This is a genomic window from Evansella cellulosilytica DSM 2522 (assembly GCF_000177235.2).
GTDB classification, from domain to species: domain Bacteria; phylum Bacillota; class Bacilli; order Bacillales; family Salisediminibacteriaceae; genus Evansella; species Evansella cellulosilytica.
This window is the reverse complement of sequence record NC_014829.1, coordinates 412,162-430,436: the sequence shown is the minus strand read 5'-3', so window position 1 is coordinate 430,436 and position 18,275 is coordinate 412,162. Positions and strand designations below refer to the sequence as shown.

The window sequence follows — 18,275 nt, the reverse complement described above, 5'->3', positions numbered from 1 at the left end:
ACTTAATTTTAAATTGCGGGAGAGGACAAAAAATACGTTAATCTGCATAGAAAAGGGTGAATCAAAAGGTAAAATTGAACCTTCTGAATCACCCTCTTTCTATATTATTCCGTTCTATTCAAATCTATCGTAAAGAATTGATTTTCTAGTATTAAATTTGTATCATCTAGCGTAACGTCAAATAAAATAGCCTCATCTGTGCTAGGACCCATTTCTAACTTACTATCAGAGACCCATTTATAATCTATACTGTTTACACCTATACTCATTCTTTCCTCATTAATAAACTCAATCACTGTTCCGGGTGCAAAAGCCATTCTAAAAATACTATTCTGAAGGTTTCCAAGCATTCCAAGGTCTGCGTCTGTTTCTTTCTCATTAAAATCCGTAATAGCCCACTTCCCAATGATCGCTTGCTGGCTCTTCGCTTCAGAACACCCAACCATCATACTCACAATAAATAAAAATAATAATGCCACTAAACTAACTTTTTTCAATTTCTCCACTCCTTATTTCATTTCAAACCAGCTAACATTATTTTCCTTTTACACTGGTCCCTTAGTTTTAGTATTATAACAAACCTTCGTCTATAGGACTATTGAATGAGGTGTATATGCTTAAAATATGTAAATATGTCCTAGTCGATTAACATATGCGCCCAAGTTATATGTCAGATAGATGACAGGAGTGTGCATGACAAAGTAGAGCTTGCTGCACAAAAAACATGTCGAAATTACTCATATTTCAGAAGCTTTTCCTTTCAATTTTACATATCGTAAATTAAACTAGAATTTAGTGTTAAAAATATGTGAAGTTTTAAACAGGTGATAAATAATGAGCAAACTATTAAATTTAATTAATGACATTGAAGTAGCTAGGTCTAAATTGATATGTGCAGGAATGAAGAAAGGACTTACTCATCCTGAGACAATTAATTGTAGTAAGCTATTAGATGAATTATTAAACCAATATTATCAGATTGGAAAACGACCTTCTCAATAATGTGTACGTTTTTTTGAGCAACTAGTATATTTATATTCAAAAACCCCTTTTCCATTTCTTGTGAAACCAAGATTGATTATCCCCTAAAATTATATCTCCTTTTAAAAACTACCTAAGTTTTGATTTGTTTGTGTTGGAATACATAAGCTTTACTGTTGGACCTAAATAGCGCTATTACTTAAATAATACCCTTAGAAAAGGCGTGTTCCATAAGCTAATAAAAGCAATGGCTATACCTCTCCTCTACATTAAGACCTTTTCCAATGCCTTCTACATTACAACGGAGACTCAATAGTTAAAAATCAACCTTTTGAGTCTCCATCCTGATTTTTTTCTAAGAAAGATTATGATTCTTATCCACCAGGTGCAGGAACAATTGTCGCAAACCAAAAACTGAGCACTGGTAGTACCGAAACTATCAACATAAGGAACAACGATATTAAGCTTCTTCTATCTAACAGAGTACGAACATTCGGTAATAGCTCACGAATAGGTGGAAGCTTGCTCATACGTAGCATCAATAACTCAATTACAAAGAGAGTTGTCGATGCCACAGCAGACACCATACAAAATGGACAAATCGCCTCAATAACAAATAATTGCAGATAGACAAAGAAAGCTGAAGCAATCACACCTGTCGCTGAAATTGGCGTTAAAATTTTTAGCACTAAAGGATGACCAGAGTGATACCACAACCCTGCCAATAATAGAACCGTCAAATAATAAAATGCACCTAGTAAAGCTAATGGAATTCCTAACACATACGCCCACTCACTTGTCATAACTGCCCAAGGTGTACCAGTTACATCGAATCCAGTAGGTAAAGGCAGCACCCAAAAATGGACCCCCGTTAAGAAAACACTCACAGCCCAACCGATAGCAGCAACTGTAGTAAAAATAGCAAAAAGCTTTCGTACAGCAGGCTTATATTGATACGATGTATCATTAGTTGTCTCTTGATTTATCTCTCTTTCATGTAATAACTCATTCATATTAATCCCTCCAAATTTTTATATACCCCCTCAGGTATAAAAGTATTATAAAATACCTATAGGGGTATGTCAAGAGATAGTGTTCTATTATCTTTTGACTGGAAAATGTTAGAGTTGAAGTTGAGCCATAGGAAGCACTATCATTTTGAAACTTTTATCAAATAAAATCGTCTATTATGTACTTAAGGAGGGATAAATTGAACAAACTCATTTCTAGAACACTACTACTTCTAATAACAATTACTTTGACTAGTTGTAACTTGTTTGATTCTAATGATTTATCTTTTGAGATGATTGCATTTAATAGCCTTACAGTTGAAGAAAGTGAATTAATCCCAGTTTCTCCAAAAGATTCGTTCGTTGAGAAAGTACCAGTTACTAGTGAGAATAAACCTTTGATTGATAAGAACTATGATAAAAGTGAGGTTTTTTCTGTTACTTTTCATCATACAGAGGTAGATTCTTCGGGGAAACTTACTGTTTTCATTGATTTAGATGAGAAAACAGTTGTTGGAAAAGGCTTTACAAATAAATAAGAAAAACTAAAAACGAGCTTGGTGTGTCTCATTTTAGTCTTTTCTTAGAAGCGGTGAAGAAATGATAGTAGTTTGCTCTGCTCGCTACTACGCGTGGCATCAATTCCGCCGCAAAATTTAACTTTCTTATCTTTTTAAAAATAGTTTCTTATACCATCAAAAAAGGAAACCCTAAAAGAGGGTTTCCTCATTTTTACTAATGGCTAAGGTGGTTGTGTTTCTTCTTGTATGCTCAATCTTATTAATAGACAACTGTATAGACTAGCGTTTTTTCACAGCTTTCACTTCATACATATTTACATTTATATCGAGAATATATTCAGGTTTTTCTTTATTTTTGTTGTTTCTATGCCCCTGGATATGCGCATCACTTTTTTCCCAATTCTTCCATGCTTCTAATGACTCCCAGCGTATCATTACCATTACTTCTTCTTGATCTCTCTTTTTTCGGTTTACCACTACAGTTCGATCAATAAGCCCGTCCATTGTATCGATGGGACTATCTCCACTAAAGCGATCAACAACTTGATCACTATAACCTGGTTTCACTGTTATTGTCCTTGTTTGAATTAACATCTATCATAAGCCTCCTATACCTTTCATCTAAATTCATAAAATTCTTTTAATTTAAAATAAAAAAAGCCGTCCTTTTAGTAAAAAAGAGGTTGACGCAAAAGGCCGAATTTTTTACCTTCTGAGTCAACCTCTAAGTAATAAGTGGGGCCGCTGCGATCTCTAAAGCCCACTAAAAGTCAATTGGGGGATCCATTGCACCCCCCATTTTAATAGCTTTTTGGGACAGTCTCATCGAGTAATGTAATTTACTAAGAGTCATTCACTTTTCTTTTATTGCAACGCTTCTTCAATTGCCTTTACCATTTCAGAAACAGAAACAATTCCACCACCTGCTATATACCAATAATCAGGGTTTAAATAGTGAATATTTCCATTTTGATATGCTTTCGTATTTTGAACTAGTTCATTTTCAATTGTATCTTGAGCGGCAGGCTCTCCAGTAACCACTAGATCACGGTCCACAACGAAGATATAATCTGGATCTTTATCTACAATATACTCAAACGATATATTCATTCCATGAGTAGTAACTTCGATACTCTCATCAACTGGAGTAAATCCAAATTTTTCATGAATAATACCAAAACGTGAGCCAGTACCATAAGCATTCACATTCCCCGAATTTGCAAGCACAACTAAAGCTGTTTCCTCAGAAGATACTTTTTCGTTTAATGCTGCAATAGCATCGTCAATTGCTTGTAATTCTTTTGCGATAAACGCTTCTTGATTAAATACTTGACCTAGCGTTGTCATGTTACTTTGAAATGACTCATAAAAATTATCGTAATCGGTAGACATATGCAAAACAGGCGCTAGCTCACTTAAATCATCATATTGCTCTGCCTGTCTTCCACCAGTGATAATTAAATCAGGATTAATTTCCGCTAGTTTTTCATAGTCAATTTCAAAAAGTGTACCCACGTTCTCATAGCTAGCATCTTCATACTGTGATAAGTAAGCTGGAATATTTGCTTGTGGTACTCCAGTTACATTTACACCCATTTTATCTAACGTTTCTAAAGCATTCATATCAAATACAACTACCTTTTCAGGATTTACAGGTACAGTAATATCCCCTAATTCATGCGTTATTGTTAACTCAGAAGGTTCTTCAGTTTCTTCTTCAACCTCTTCTTGTTGTTCTTGTCCTTCTTGCTCTTCTTCAACAACAGGCTCACTTGACTCGCTTCCTTCTGAATCCTCACTACCGCAAGCAGCTAGTAGCATCATCATAGAGAACGCTAAAATAACTAACAATAAGCTTTTCTTCATATCTATTACCCCTTCTATAAAATAATTTTTATGTAAAGTTATTTTATAATATAATGAAATAAGTGATCAGTTTACTTCAAGGTATACTATAAAGTAACACTTTACCTTTTAGTGAGCAGGAAAGTTGAAGGGTTTAAACCTTTTCAACTTTCCATTTTTTTATCCTAAAAATAAACACAAATACGATTTTGATTAATGTTTTCTATTTGAATGTCCATATCATAGATTTCTTTTAAAACTTCTGGATTAATAATTTCAGGTGTAGTTCCCTTTTTCACGACTTTTCCGTCTTTTAAAGCTACAATATGGTCCGAGTAACAGGAAGCAAAGTTAATATCATGTATAACAATAACGACCGTTTTTCCAAGTTCATCTACTAATCTTCTAAGTACGTGCATAATTTGCACAGAGTGCTTCATATCTAAATTATTTAATGGTTCATCAAGCAAAACATACTCCGTGTCTTGAGCTATAACCATTGCAATAAAAGCTCGCTGACGTTGACCACCACTAAGCTGATCTAAAAATTTATGCTGCATATCACGAAGTTCCATATAATCAATCGCTTGATCGACGTGTTCCTTATCTTCCTTCGTCAAGTTCCCCTTGCAATATGGAAATCTACCAAATGCAACGAGATCTCTTACGGTTAAACGGATATTGAGGTGATTCGATTGCTTAAGAATGGAAATTTTCTTTGCTAACTCCTCACTCTTACATTCACTCAGCTCCTTATCATCAATGCTAATAAGACCGCAGTCCTTCGCAATTAAACGACTAATCATCGATATGAGCGTACTTTTCCCTGCTCCATTTGGTCCGATAAATGAAGTAATTGTTCCTTTTTCAATTTCTACGGAAATGTCCTCGACAACATTTTTATTTCCGTATTTTTTCGAAACACCTTTTACAACGACCATTATTTATGCCCCCTTAAAAGTAAGTAAATAAAGTACACCCCACCAATAAAGTTGATGATGACGCTGATTGGTACAGAGAAGGAAAATAATCTTTCAACTATAAATTGACCACTAACAAGAGCAACAATACTTATTAAAATTGCACCTGGAATAATGTATGAGTGCTTATGAGTCTTCAGAAATTCATACGTCACGTTGGCTACAAGTAAGCCTAGGAATAAGATAGGACCAACTAACGCGGTTGAAATCGAAATCAATATTGCTACTAAAATAAGAAGTCTTTTCACCACCCGGTCATAATCTACCCCTAAGTTGACTGCTGTATCTCTCCCAAGTGAAAGAACATCTAAGTACTTCAAATATTTCCAAAAGTAAATGGTAACGAAAACAAATATGATGATAGTCACATTTAAAATATCCGTATTAACATTGTTAAAGCTTGCAAACATACGGTCTTGAACAATTAAAAATTCGTTTGGATCAATCAAAACCTGCATGAAGGTGGAAACACTTGAAAATAACGTCCCTAGTACAATACCGACTAGTAGTAAGAAGTATATATTTCTGCCTTTACTAAAAAGTAGCTTATAAAAAAGACCAGCAAAAACAATCATAATAGCAGAAGATAACAGAAAGTTTATTTCTTTATGAACAACTAGAAAACTAGCAGAGCCAAAAACAAATATGAGAAATGTTTGAAGTAACAAATACAATGAATCGAAACCAATAATACTAGGCGTTAGGATCCGATTATTCGTAATCGTTTGGAAAACGACCGTTGAAAAAGCAATTGCTGCACCTGTTACAATAATGGCTAATATTTTTGTACCTCGTCTAGGCAATATGTAACCTAAATTACTGCTGAAATTGAGATTATAAAAGATAAATAGTGCCGTAAACACAAGAGACAAAATGAATAGTATGATTAATTTCGTTTTATTGCTCATAGGCTTTTCTCCTCATCAATAAGTAAAGGAAAATCGCACTTCCGATTACCCCAACCGTTGTTCCAATTGGTATTTCATACGGATAAATAATGAGGCGCCCCAAAATGTCACATATGAGAACAAACACTGCACCTAGTAAAGCCGTATGAGGGAGATTTCTCTTCAAATTATCTCCATTGTAGATGCTAACGATATTCGGGATAATTAATCCTAAAAAAGGAATCATTCCAACTGTCAGCAGCACAACTGACGCAACCGCAGCAACTATGATTAAACCAATATTTACGACCCTTTTATAATTAATCCCGAGATTTACAGAGAACTCCTCACCCATCCCTGCAACCGTAAAACGATTTGCATAGAGATAAGCAAAAATCATCAACGGAATACTTATGTATAAAAGCTCGTAACGCCCTCTAATAATGAGTGAAAAATTCCCTTGTAGCCAAGATGACATATTTTGAATTAAATCGTTTTGGTATGCAAAGAACGTAGTCACTGAACCGACAATACTCCCAAACATTAACCCTACTAAAGGAATGAAAATCACATCTTTATGCTTTACTTTTTCAAGAATCTTCATAAATACCAGTGTTCCTACTAAAGCAAAAATAAAGGCTACAAGCATTTGAACAATAGCACTGGCTGATGTAAATAGCATTAATGAAACTAAAACCCCAAGTCTTGCAGAATCAAGGGTGCCAGCTGTCGTTGGTGATACAAACTTATTTCTCGTTAACTGCTGCATAATTAATCCACAAATACTCATACCCACTCCAGCAAGTATGATACTGACTAGGCGTGGGAATCTACTTATCCATAATATTTGTGCTTGTTCTTCTGTTAAGTTGAATATATCTAACGGGCTAATTCCTGTTACACCAATAAATAATGAAGTGATTGATAATAGAATTAGTGCTAGAAATAAATATCTTAGTTTCATATTCTATCCCTACTTCCCCAGATGCCCACTCTAAATGATAATGATTATCAATAAGGTTCAAAAAAAAGAAATGAATGAAGTACTATTCAATTCTTGACTTTTAATTGATAATGATTATCATTATTCCTGTTCCAGTATATATGATAGTGATTCTCATTGTCAATAAGTTTTTTGTTAACTATTTGTATAAACAAGTATTATAATGGTTGAAAATCCTTTATTATAAAAGTATATACTTCATTACTTTAAAAATGCTGGTACTAGGAAAGTATTTAAGTAAAAAATAAACACCTATATTCATGCAAAAATTAGGTGTTTACTTCATGTTTTATTAAATTTCCTTTTATCTTTAAAAGTATCTCCATAAAAGATTTCAGATCGTCTTCATCGATACCATCGGACATTTCCTCAATCGTTTTTTTCGCTTGTTCAATCAAACCTAATTGCATTTTCTTTCCCTTTGATGTTAAAAAAATTAAGTTTGTTCTTTTATCAACAGGATGAGGTGTTCTCATCACTAAATCCTTTTTTTCTAAATTACTGATTACTTTTGAAACATTCGCTTGGTCTCTACCGGTTAGAGTAGCGAGCCTACTTTGAGTTAAACCCTCGTCTACCCATAAACGAATCATGATTGAATATTGTTCGTTAGTAACTGGATAATCGTTTTCTTTGAAATTTGCATTCAACCTGTTGTTTACTAATCTTGCTGTACTCGATATTTGATACCCAATCGAGTTAGATAAAATATACTTATTATAATCCTCCATCATCTCCCCCGTTCTTAACTTAATCTAATCTTTATTATACATGAATCACGAGTCATAAATACTGCATTTGTTTCATCAATTGAGAGAAAAACCACTATGGTTGCTGCTGTACCGTCATATAATCTTTACGGATAGTCGTTTTTTACATAACAAAAAAGCAACGTCTTATACGTCGCTTATATAATAGTGATGACAACTAGTTAGTCTTTTTCTTCGGTTAAATTATCATCTATTTGGGATAAAACAGTAAGAAATGTATTCATGTCTTCTTCAGAAATATTTTTAGAAATATCTTCAATCGTTTTTTGCGCCTGCTCAATCATGCCAACCTGTAATTTTTTCCCCTTTGCAGTGAGAAATATTAAGTTCGTTCGTTTATCAACCGGATGAGGAGCGCGCATAACTAGCCCGTTTCTTTCCATATTATTAATAAGCCGAGATACACTTGGCTGATCCTTTCCTGTTAACTGAGAAAGCTTATTTTGAGTAAGACCATCCTCTTCCCATAAACGAATCATGACTGACCACTGTTCATGAGTAACAGGTAGTTTTCGTTTTTTGAAATTACTGTTTAAACGATTGATGACAAGCCTTGCGGTTACGGTGATCCGATAACCAACAGATTCTGCCAAAACATACTTCTTATAGTCCATTTCTTTTCTCCTACTTCAGTAGTAATACTTTGATAGTACACTATTGAAAGAAGGCCTTCAAGAGGGATTGGAAAAGGTCGATATTTACCTTTTCCAGTTCCTCAATGCAATGAGCGTAGTTGTTTTAGGCCCTCTCAATAACATATGTACCCGCCATTAAGTCATGCAGACCCGTATTTTTTTCCATAAAAGCAATCATAATATAACCTATATTCATAAATCCAGAAAAGAATTGAGAAAAAAAACGTCCCATTGACCTCCAAAATGAAATACGGTTTCCATATCTATCTACTATTTTAAAACCAAGAATATATTTACCGAAAGTAGCCTGTAATGGGGTACAAGGCATTACGATGTGATAAATGAATACTATAAACATCATTAACAAAAATGCGATGGCTACAGCATCTTCATTACCAAAAAATGGAGTTAATAATACTAATGTTATAAGACCAAGTGTACCATTATCGATTAAGAATGCTAAAGACCTCCTCCAAAATCCAACATACTTAACACTGTTCTCCATTTAATAACACCTCCTGATAAAATTTCTTTTTATATCTACCTCATTATATTTACTTATTTTTACAATTCCTATAGATCAAAAATATCAATTTACATATATATACATGTACCTAATTTATTTAGCATTTCACTCTCTAAAATGCCATTAATAGTGAAAATTTATTATAAAATGTCTTATAGTCTATAATTATTTTCCTACTTCGACTTAAAAATAATAAATCTTTAATGAAAGAAACACTCATAACAATCCTTAAATACTATTACTGTTTTTAATTTTAGATTTTAAGTAACTATAATATGAAATCCCCTCTACTCGAACACCGAATAGAGGGGGTTGGTTACTTCTATAATAAAGGAAGTACGTTTGGTAATTATAAGTGTATGTCGAGGGACTTAAAGAACCATATCACCCGTATCTCCCATACTTAATGAATAAAAGTCTTCCTTTTTTAAAACTACTAGCTCTCTTTTTGAATTATTGCATCAGTTCTATTCCAAAGTAAAGGAAGCAAGACTAGCAATGCCCTCTCCTTTATAGGTGAAATATAAAGAATGAATTCCATCAGGGATAACAATGTCAGAAGCATATTCTGTCCATACATTTGTAAAGTCTACTGGGATCTCAGCAAACGCTAGCCCATCCCAGGACGTTTTCACTTCAAAAACGCCTTTACAATAACCCCTCACCTTAATTTTAACTGTCTCAATATCGTGACAGTCAAAATACTTAAAACCCGCCGTAGCAGAATTCTGCATGTTAGCGATGTAACCTGTTTCCTCATCACCGTCTTTTCCATCCTGGGTTATTTTTGGGAATTGGCTATCCATCGATAACTGTCCCGTATAAACTGCTTCATCACGGCAGAACAGATTGCACGCAAGATATGCTGGATACTCCCCTCTTCCGATAAGCGGTCCGCCGTTCGAGCCACAAGAAGTCATTTCTACCTGTGGGATCGTTCCATCCTCTAGGATTTCTATTTGTTCGATACATCCCTGTCGGCTGAAGCTTGATCCATTCGTATGCCTATGGTAAAAAATATACCATTTCCCTTTCAATTCTATGATACTACCATGATTATTGCCGCCATAGTACATTGGTTTATCCGCCGGTTTATAGGAATCTATATGAAGATCATTATTACTCACGATAACACCCTTATAATCAAAACCACTTGTTGGGTTTTTGCTCGTAGCGTAACATAACTCATGCATCGCGATGGAGGAATAGACGAAATAATAGGTATCTCCAACCTTTCTCATGGAAGGTGCCTCAAAAAATTCATGCCCCTCAAAACTACAACCACTACTATATGGCTCACTTGGGGCAATAAACACTGGTTCCTCCAAAATAGTAAGCATATCTGGTCCGAGAACCGTTGCCATCGCTCCTTTTCTGGATTTATCACCCTTCGCACAAAATCCAGTATACAAATACGTTATATCTCCTTCGGTTAGTAAACCAGGATCAAATTGAGGCTGGTCCCCTTCTCTTTCTCCAAGACGCGTTCCATCTTTATATCGTACATACCCATAAAATTCATATTTACCTGCTGGAGTGTCGCAAACAGCTACCGATACAATTGGTACTTTATCTAAAACGTAGTACAAGTAATACCTACCGTCTGGTCCAACCGTGACATCAGGAGCATACAGACACATATTTCCAGCATGATTCAGGGGATCATCTGTTTTTTTGTAGATCACGCCTTCGTATCTCCAATCAGCAAGATTATCCACCGAGGCGGACCAGCATACATAATCATTTAAACAAAATACATGCCCGTTAAAGCGGTCATGGGAGCCATAGATATACACTCTGTCATTAAAAACATAAGGCTCGGCGTCTGGAATATACTCCCATGAAGGAAGGTAAGGATTAAACCCTTGTTTTCTCTGTTTTTCCAATGTCAACACCTCTTCTATAAATAATAATTACTAAAATAAAAGAAAACTATGACTACGAGTACTAGGTGCATATTTATGTCCATATTACCACATCACGAGGGCTATTTAGTGGAATATATCCCAATAATATCCAAACTAAATGAGGAAGAAACTCCCTTTCATGGTTCCCCACCATTTTTGACGCCATATGTGCAATATTAATTGTATAAGACTTCTATTTTTTTGAAAGTTTTGGTACTAAGTAAATGGCCAATCCGCTTACGATTACATGAATCAGGTGTGCTGTTGCTTTAAAATCTCTGTCTAAATCTACTTCTGCCATGTACGTATTGTAGAGAAATCCCAGTAAAACGATTATCCCAAACCAAACCACCGGATTTTTCGTATACTTTTGAAGAAAATAAAATAAAACTGTTCCTATTAGTAGTGCCATCACTGTTGCAAAGGTAATAAAAACAATGTAAAGTGTATCCCGGTCCTGACCGATAAATCCTATCTCATGACCAAAGAGTAAACTAGAAACAATAAATAACACATTTGCGATAACTGCAATGATTACCGCCGCTAATACACCTGTTTTTAAATAAGACGAAAAATTATTTTTATACATCGTTACCACTCCTCTATTTTAAAGTTGTTTATTGCCAAGCCTCTTGAAAATCTAGCGCGTATTGTTCAAAGGTGATAGGTTCTCTATTCAAAATATATCTTACATCCCCCGTCACTTTCTCTGCTGTTCCAAGACGTGTAAGGATATAAAGCATCGTCATGACATTGGCAAACTCCTTTTTTGTCCCCCTTTTTATTAAGTTCCTGCGAAACGCCAATGTACGTGGATTCTTGTATTCTATTTTTCTCCCTAACGTGTTAGATAATATTTCACCAACTTCTACATAGTCAATGGCTTTTGCCCCTGTTAGTGTATACGATTTATTAGTGTGTCCCCTCTCTATCAAACATGTCGCAGCTACGGAAGCGATATCCCGTGTATCGATAAAGCTTGTTTTAGCCTTTCCAACTGGCATATATAATTCATTTCTTAAAGATATATCCTGTCGGTGGGTCGTATTCAAATTTTGCATAAAAAAGGATGGTCGTAAAAAAGTATATCCAATTCCTGAGTCTCGGATCATATCTTCAATTTTTCGGTGTGGAACGATGGGATTTTTTTCTACTCCCATAAGAGAAACAAATACAAATTTGCTCCATTCCTTTTTCCTTTAATTGATCTAGAAATGGTTTCATATCCTTTTTAGGTTTGGCCAACTGTGGTGGTCGAATAAGGAATATTTTTTTTACATTATTTAAAGCTCCCCTAAAGGTAGTGGTATCAAGAAAATCAAATTTCACCATCTCCACACCCATCTCCTTAAACTTTGTTCCTTCTTTTTCTGGATCGAACAGTGCCACTTTTACTTTTTCCCCTTTTGCTGCCAGTTCACTAGCTACATAGTAGCCGATATTTCCTGTTGCACCAGTAACTAAAATACTTGATTTTCCCATGTTTAACTTCCCCTCCACTTTTTTGTAGACCAGTCTATATATTTTAGTTAATAAAAGCTCATAATTCAATATTGAGCTTTATCTCCTAAAATATTTGGAATATATTTTGCTATTTGCCGTAAAGGCTCACCATCCTTTCTTATTATCACATTAATGAAGGCTCCCTCAATAAGTGCATTAATAACTAATGCAGATTCTTGTGCCTGGTTTTCCTCATATCCTGCTGTTATTAGCTTTGCAGCGAATATATTATGCCAGCTATCATAAGCATCAACACACGCTGTTCGAATAACTTCACTCGTATTTGCTGTCTCCAACGCTACAGCTGCCACAGGAATTCCCATTCGTTTATCCTTTTCTTCAAAGGCACTGGCTAATTGTTGTATAAAAGTTTGAATCGCTTTAATAGGATCGTCCTCCTCCATTAGCCCATTCTTAATCCTTTCAGCAACATTATCAGCTGTGTTGTTTACAGCAACACTAGCAAGTTGCTCCTTCCCATCAGGAAAGTAATAATAGAGTGAACCTTTCGGAGCACCACTTTCTTTTGTTATTTGATTCAGTCCTGTTGCATGATAGCCTTGCTCTTGAAATAGTCTAGATGCCGTTTCGATGATTTTTTCTTTAGATGATATTTTTTTTGTCAATGTAATACACCTCTTTTTTATAACAACTGGTCTATATATAATGTATGATGAATACTTCTTCATGTCAAATGTATTTTTACTCTACGACTACTACTATTTTAATGAAAAAAGACTTAAAACTAACTTATAAAGCTAGTTTTAAGTCTTTTATTGAAGCGGTGAAAGGCGTTTTGCCAACTCGTAATATGTTCTCTCTACTACGAGTGGCTACTTTACCACCGCATATGATTATTCTCTTTTCATTTAAATAATATATGGTGAAACAAGGAGAACGAAAAGATTAGCAACTTGACAAATCAGGTCTTCATTATATTTCTTCGGCGATAAAAAACATAAATACATGATCCCCCAACCAACATAATTATCCCTGCCAGTAAAAATTGGTATGTCCTCGTTGCCGTAAGTGGTAATTCTTCTCCTGCCTCTATAGTCTTTTCCTCTTTGTTATCTTCTTCAGTATTTTCTTCTACGATTTCCTCTTTGTTATCTTCTTCAGATTTTTCCTCTCCATTTTCATCTTGAGTCACATCGTCTTCTACGGACAAGTGATCAGGATGAAAGACTGCAAAAGTACTAAAATGGCTCGTCGTAGCATGAATATATCCATTATTGTATGTTCCACCAATCAATTCCCATTCTTGTCCATCAGGATTAAAGTAATACACTTGAAGTTCTTCTAAATTGGTTTCTCCGATATTTTTTACAGGGAATGATAATTGTATATCATGCTCGAATACAGAAATCCGCTCCCCATTCTGATCAATATTCAATTGATAAATCGCACTTGCTGATCTATCAGCAAAAGCGAATGTATCTATATTATAATCCTGTCTCTGAATCGTTATATTTAAGTCTTTGACAGGTTCAAAATTAATGAAGGGAATATACACTAACAAATCTTCCTTGACTACTTGTACAAACGCCCCTTTTTCCTGTAAGAGTTGCACCTGATACTGAGTAAATTTAACTTCGGTCACGTCATCAAGTTCACCTTGCAGATCAACCCGGAGCGTTCCTTCCTCATCCAACATGTGGATCTGCTCATCATCAAGTGTCACAAAATGGCTTTCTCTAGTCAGTTGGGCAAACTGATCAGTTACTTTCCTCATGACATCAACTGTGTAAGCATATGTCGATCCATCCTCTGCCGTTATGTCGATTATTATAGTATTTAGCCCTTCCTCTAACGGGATGGCACTCGACACTTCCCCGCTCGCTGCTTCATTTTGACTGATACTTACCGTAGATCTTGTGTCCTGAAGCGTCGGTGTGATGGTGATAGATGTCACCTGATGACCAACTTCTACCGCATAGTGAGCGTAATCAGCTTCAAAAATTGGCGTTAATGTCCCATGACTAATGACTAATTCACTCAACTTGGCGTTGTTGCTAGCCCACTGCGCATACAGGGTGAGAGGCTCTGATCCCATTCGATAGGTGTCTCCTGGCTCAAACTGATCTCCACTACCGTCACGTTCCGTGTTCCAACCTATAAACGTATACCCGTTCCTGCCTAACGTGTGCTGACCAGCCACGGTCACTTCACTGTCATACGCAAATGCTTCAGTCAATGGGGCCTCTCCGCTGTCATAATCATTGCCATCATAATGCACATCGTAATTGTTGATAGACCACTGGGCATATAAAGTCATATTTTCGCTGATCACATCGGTTTCAAAATCCCACGCTTCTGTATGCAACTCGTCTTGATACCACCCTAAGAATGAATGGCCTTCCTTTTCTGGTGGAGCTGGCTCTGTTATGGTCGAACCATACTCGGCTTCTACTTCCGAAACATGGCTTCCCCCATTCAATTCAAAACTAACTGTATATTCGTTGATTTCCCACTTTGCATACAGGATCATATCTTCGCTAACCGTGCTCGTTTCGAAATCCCACGCTTCTGTGAGCAACTCATCTTGATACCATCCTAAGAATGAATGGCCTTCTTTTTCTGGTGGAACTGGCTCTGTGATAGACGAACCATACTCGGCTTCTACTTCCGATACTTGGCTGCCACCATTCGATTCAAAACTAACAGTATAAACGTTGATCTCCCATTTAGCATACAAAGTTATATTTTCAGTAATTGTTTCTACTTCAAAATCCCACGCTTCTGTGAGCAACTCATCTTGATACCACCCTTTGAATGAATGCCCTTCTTTTTCTGGTGGTGTTGGTTCTTCGATCAATGAAGCAAACTCTGCATCTACTTCTGATACTTTACTGCCTCCATTCGTTGCAAAGCTGACGGTATAAACGTTGATTTCCCACTTTGCATACAGGGTCATATTTTCGTTAACCGTGTCCGTTCGAATTCCCACGCTTCCGTGAGTAACTCATCTTGATACCATTCTTTGAATGAATGGCCTTCTTTTTCTGGTGGTGTTGGTTCTGCGATCAGTGAAGCAAACTCTGCATCTACTTCTGATACTTTACTGCCTCCATTCGTTGCAAAGCTGACGGTATAAACGTTGATTTCCCACTTTGCATACAGGGTCATATCTCCGATAACCGTGTCCGTTTCGAATTCCCACGCTTCTGTGAGCAACTTATCTTGATACCACCCTTTGAATGAATGCCCTTCTTTTTCTGGTGGTGTTGGTTCTTCGATCAATGAAGCAAACTCTGTATCTACTTCCGATACTTGGCTGCCACCATTGGATTCAAAACTAACACTATAAACGTTGATTTCCCACTTTGCATACAGGGTCATATCTCCGCTAACCGTGTCCGTTTTGAAATCCCATGCTTCCGTGAGAAACTCATCTTGATACCATCCTTTGAATGAATGGCCTTCTTTTTCTGGTGGAACTGGCTCTGTGATAGACGAACCATACTCGGCTTCTACTTCCGATACTTGGCTTCCCCCATTCGATTCAAAACTAACAGTATATTCGTTGATTTCCCACTTTGCATACAAGATCATATTTTCGCTAACCTTGCTCGTTTCAAAATCCCACGCTTCTGTGAGCAACTCGTCTTGGTACCATCCTTTGAATAAATGGCCTTCTTTTTCTGGTGGAAGTGGCTCTGTTATGGCCGTTCCATACTCGGCTTCTACTTCCGATACTTGGCTTCCCCCATTCGATTCAAAACTAACACTATAAACGTTGATTTCCCACTGCGCATACAAGGTGACAGGCTCTGTTCCCATTCGAAAGGTGTCCCCTGGCTCATAAAAATCTCCACTTCCATCACGTTCCGTGTTCCAACCTGTGAACGTATACCCGTCCTTGACTAAAGTGTGTTGATCCGGAACATTCACCTCACTTTCATACAATATTGTTTCAGTCAGAGGGGCCTGTCCACTGTCATAATCATTGCCATCAAAATGCACATCATATTTGTTGATTGACCACTGAGCATAGAGAGTCTTGTCATTCGCCCCCATAACAAAACTATTAAACACCGGACTGTATGGGTCGTATGTCTCGCCACTCCCATCTAAAGCTGTATTCCATCCACTGAAAGAATAGCCTGTTCTGGACATATTCCCTTGGTCTGCCACCAAAACAACAGATCCCCGACTATGTATTTCATCAGATGGTACGTCGCCATGATCAAGATCATCCGCTTGATAAGTCAATGTAAAGTACAAATCATGGTGAGGATAATCATCAGACTCTATACCCCAAATCCAATCAAAATCCCAACCTGCATCTTCAAATGTGGACCGGTCTTTCATGTCCGCCGTAGACATCGGAGTACCTTTACCGGTGTCACTCTGCCCCGTCGTATCTTCATCGTAGAAACTATTTTCGACTGTACCAGAAGAGAATCCTCCTGCTTGTCTCCCAATAAGACCACCAACATTTGAAGCGCCTGAAGCCTCAATCTGACCGGCAGCATAACTGTTTTCCACATCACCCGAAAAATTTGTTCCGATAAGTCCACCTACATCTCCGCCTGTCGATGGTAATGTTACTTTTCCAATAGCAAAACTGTTGCGGACAGAGGAACGTGAATTATCTATCCTAACGTCTCCAATTAGACCACCAACTGATGATTCCCCAGTTACATCACTAGTGGCATAACTTGCATCGACCTCAATACGAACGCTAGTACCGATCAATCCACCAACACTTTCTAGCCCGTCAACATTACCCGTAGCATACGAGTACCGGATCTTTCCTGATGCATTCCCGACCAACCCACCAACCATGTCTTGCCCGCTGACATTACCAGTAGCGTGGGAATTATGGATGATCCCAATACGTGTAGTATTGTTAGAAGCGTTTCTTCCTACCAATCCTCCTACTTCATTTCCTCCGTTCACATCACTGTTAACATTAGAATTCCAAATTTCACCGTGATTAGTGCCGACTAATCCTCCTACATAGGCAGATTGGGGTGACAATGTGATTCCATCCCCTATTTCCACCGACACGTTATCAATTACGCCGTAATTATTTCCCGTCAAAGCGCCGACCAAAGCCGGTGCACCTTCTACTGTAATGTAGTCACCTGTTAAACTGAGATTTCGCACCAGCCCGTTTTCACCGATCACTCCAAATAATCCAATATAGTTCCCATCTGTTCGGTTAATAAAAAATCCTGTTATTCGATAACCATTTCCATTAATATGGCCTTCAAACCTGTTAGCATTGTCACCGATCGGCTCCCACCCTGGACCACCGGGATCAAGATAAGCCGTCAGATCAATGTCTTGCACCAACTGAAAATGATATCCTTCTCCCAAATAGTTGCGGACATTGTCCAAATGTGCTGCCGTTTCTATAAGATAAGGGTTCTCCTTCGTTCCTTCTCCACCTGCAAAGACTGAACTATCTGCTTGACCTACAGAATGATATATGGCATAAATCACAAAAATTATACAAATAAAAGCTGCTAAGAAAGTAATATGTCTTATCCTCTTCATATAGTCTACACCCCTCCGATACAATGAGTTTATTTGATTTTTCTACTACACACACCTTGTTATCTTCATTACCTTCTGCAAATAACCTAAAATTTCCTTCTAAATTGACAATATCATAACATTAATAGAGTGAATTTTCTTACATTTACGTTATTAAATTCGAAGTATTTACATATGAATCAATTTATTTACTCGAAAA

General features: G+C 36.7%; 19 protein-coding genes. 2 read left to right on the top strand and 17 right to left on the bottom strand.

Annotated elements, in window-relative coordinates; all coding sequences use genetic code 11:
* Positions 1-104: 104 nt before the first annotated feature.
* A complete protein-coding gene (locus BCELL_RS02145; RefSeq protein ID WP_013487021.1) occupies positions 105-497 on the bottom strand; it encodes a hypothetical protein in 393 nt (130 codons plus the stop codon).
* A gap of 337 nt (positions 498-834) precedes the next feature.
* On the opposite strand from BCELL_RS02145, the gene BCELL_RS02140 reads away from it, so the two are divergent.
* Positions 835-1,002: an aspartyl-phosphate phosphatase Spo0E family protein gene (locus BCELL_RS02140; RefSeq protein ID WP_013487020.1), complete on the top strand. Its 168-nt coding sequence runs from the start codon at positions 835-837 to the stop codon at positions 1,000-1,002.
* A gap of 353 nt (positions 1,003-1,355) precedes the next feature.
* On the opposite strand, the gene BCELL_RS02135 is transcribed toward BCELL_RS02140, so the two are convergent.
* On the bottom strand, positions 1,356-1,994 hold the full coding sequence (locus BCELL_RS02135) for a vitamin K epoxide reductase family protein (RefSeq protein ID WP_013487019.1): 639 nt from the start codon (positions 1,992-1,994) through the stop codon (positions 1,356-1,358).
* 197 nt (positions 1,995-2,191) lie between these two features.
* Between BCELL_RS02135 and BCELL_RS02130 the strand changes: the two genes are divergently transcribed.
* On the top strand, positions 2,192-2,530 hold the full coding sequence (locus tag BCELL_RS02130; protein WP_013487018.1) for a hypothetical protein: 339 nt from the start codon (positions 2,192-2,194) through the stop codon (positions 2,528-2,530).
* Positions 2,531-2,791: 261 nt separating this feature from the next.
* On the opposite strand, the gene BCELL_RS02125 is transcribed toward BCELL_RS02130, so the two are convergent.
* The 15 genes from BCELL_RS02125 to BCELL_RS21415 form a co-directional block, all read right to left on the bottom strand.
* On the bottom strand, positions 2,792-3,106 hold the full coding sequence (locus BCELL_RS02125; protein ID WP_013487017.1) for an antibiotic biosynthesis monooxygenase: 315 nt from the start codon (positions 3,104-3,106) through the stop codon (positions 2,792-2,794).
* 270 nt (positions 3,107-3,376) lie between these two features.
* Entirely contained in the window at positions 3,377-4,378 is a 1,002-nt protein-coding gene (locus BCELL_RS02120) for a siderophore ABC transporter substrate-binding protein (RefSeq protein WP_013487016.1), read from the bottom strand.
* A 164-nt stretch (positions 4,379-4,542) separates the two neighbouring features.
* Positions 4,543-5,298, bottom strand: coding sequence for an iron ABC transporter ATP-binding protein (locus BCELL_RS02115; protein ID WP_013487015.1), 756 nt, complete (start codon positions 5,296-5,298; stop codon positions 4,543-4,545).
* Positions 5,298-6,245, bottom strand: coding sequence for an iron chelate uptake ABC transporter family permease subunit (locus tag BCELL_RS02110; protein ID WP_013487014.1), 948 nt, complete (start codon positions 6,243-6,245; stop codon positions 5,298-5,300). The genes BCELL_RS02115 and BCELL_RS02110 overlap by 1 nt, the downstream gene beginning before the upstream one ends.
* Positions 6,235-7,188 carry an ABC transporter permease gene (locus BCELL_RS02105; protein WP_013487013.1) on the bottom strand — a complete coding sequence of 318 codons (954 nt, stop codon included), beginning with the start codon at positions 7,186-7,188 and terminating at the stop codon, positions 6,235-6,237. The genes BCELL_RS02110 and BCELL_RS02105 overlap by 11 nt, the downstream gene beginning before the upstream one ends.
* Positions 7,189-7,496: 308 nt before the next feature.
* Positions 7,497-7,958, bottom strand: coding sequence for a MarR family winged helix-turn-helix transcriptional regulator (locus BCELL_RS02100; RefSeq protein WP_013487012.1), 462 nt, complete (start codon positions 7,956-7,958; stop codon positions 7,497-7,499).
* A gap of 200 nt (positions 7,959-8,158) precedes the next feature.
* Positions 8,159-8,611 carry a MarR family winged helix-turn-helix transcriptional regulator gene (locus BCELL_RS02095; RefSeq protein WP_013487011.1) on the bottom strand — a complete coding sequence of 151 codons (453 nt, stop codon included), beginning with the start codon at positions 8,609-8,611 and terminating at the stop codon, positions 8,159-8,161.
* A gap of 124 nt (positions 8,612-8,735) precedes the next feature.
* Positions 8,736-9,137, bottom strand: a complete 402-nt coding sequence (locus tag BCELL_RS21430) for an RDD family protein (protein ID WP_013487010.1) — start codon at positions 9,135-9,137, stop codon at positions 8,736-8,738.
* Between the two features lie 488 nt (positions 9,138-9,625).
* Positions 9,626-11,044 carry a family 43 glycosylhydrolase gene (locus BCELL_RS02085; protein ID WP_013487008.1) on the bottom strand — a complete coding sequence of 473 codons (1,419 nt, stop codon included), beginning with the start codon at positions 11,042-11,044 and terminating at the stop codon, positions 9,626-9,628.
* Positions 11,045-11,258: 214 nt separating this feature from the next.
* Positions 11,259-11,654 carry a DUF6069 family protein gene (locus BCELL_RS02080; RefSeq protein ID WP_013487007.1) on the bottom strand — a complete coding sequence of 132 codons (396 nt, stop codon included), beginning with the start codon at positions 11,652-11,654 and terminating at the stop codon, positions 11,259-11,261.
* A 28-nt stretch (positions 11,655-11,682) separates the two neighbouring features.
* Positions 11,683-12,225: an NmrA family NAD(P)-binding protein gene (locus BCELL_RS23135; protein ID WP_049786617.1), complete on the bottom strand. Its 543-nt coding sequence runs from the start codon at positions 12,223-12,225 to the stop codon at positions 11,683-11,685.
* A complete protein-coding gene (locus BCELL_RS23130) occupies positions 12,182-12,547 on the bottom strand; it encodes an NmrA family NAD(P)-binding protein (protein WP_049786616.1) in 366 nt (121 codons plus the stop codon). Before BCELL_RS23130 ends, BCELL_RS23135 begins: the two co-directional genes overlap by 44 nt.
* A gap of 65 nt (positions 12,548-12,612) precedes the next feature.
* Positions 12,613-13,194 (bottom strand): TetR/AcrR family transcriptional regulator, encoded by a 582-nt coding sequence (locus BCELL_RS02070; protein WP_013487006.1) that lies wholly within the window; start codon positions 13,192-13,194, stop codon positions 12,613-12,615.
* 296 nt (positions 13,195-13,490) lie between these two features.
* Entirely contained in the window at positions 13,491-15,518 is a 2,028-nt protein-coding gene (locus BCELL_RS02065; RefSeq protein WP_041808105.1) for an InlB B-repeat-containing protein, read from the bottom strand.
* Entirely contained in the window at positions 15,482-18,076 is a 2,595-nt protein-coding gene (locus BCELL_RS21415) for an InlB B-repeat-containing protein (RefSeq protein WP_049786615.1), read from the bottom strand. Before BCELL_RS21415 ends, BCELL_RS02065 begins: the two co-directional genes overlap by 37 nt.
* Positions 18,077-18,275 lie beyond the last annotated feature (199 nt).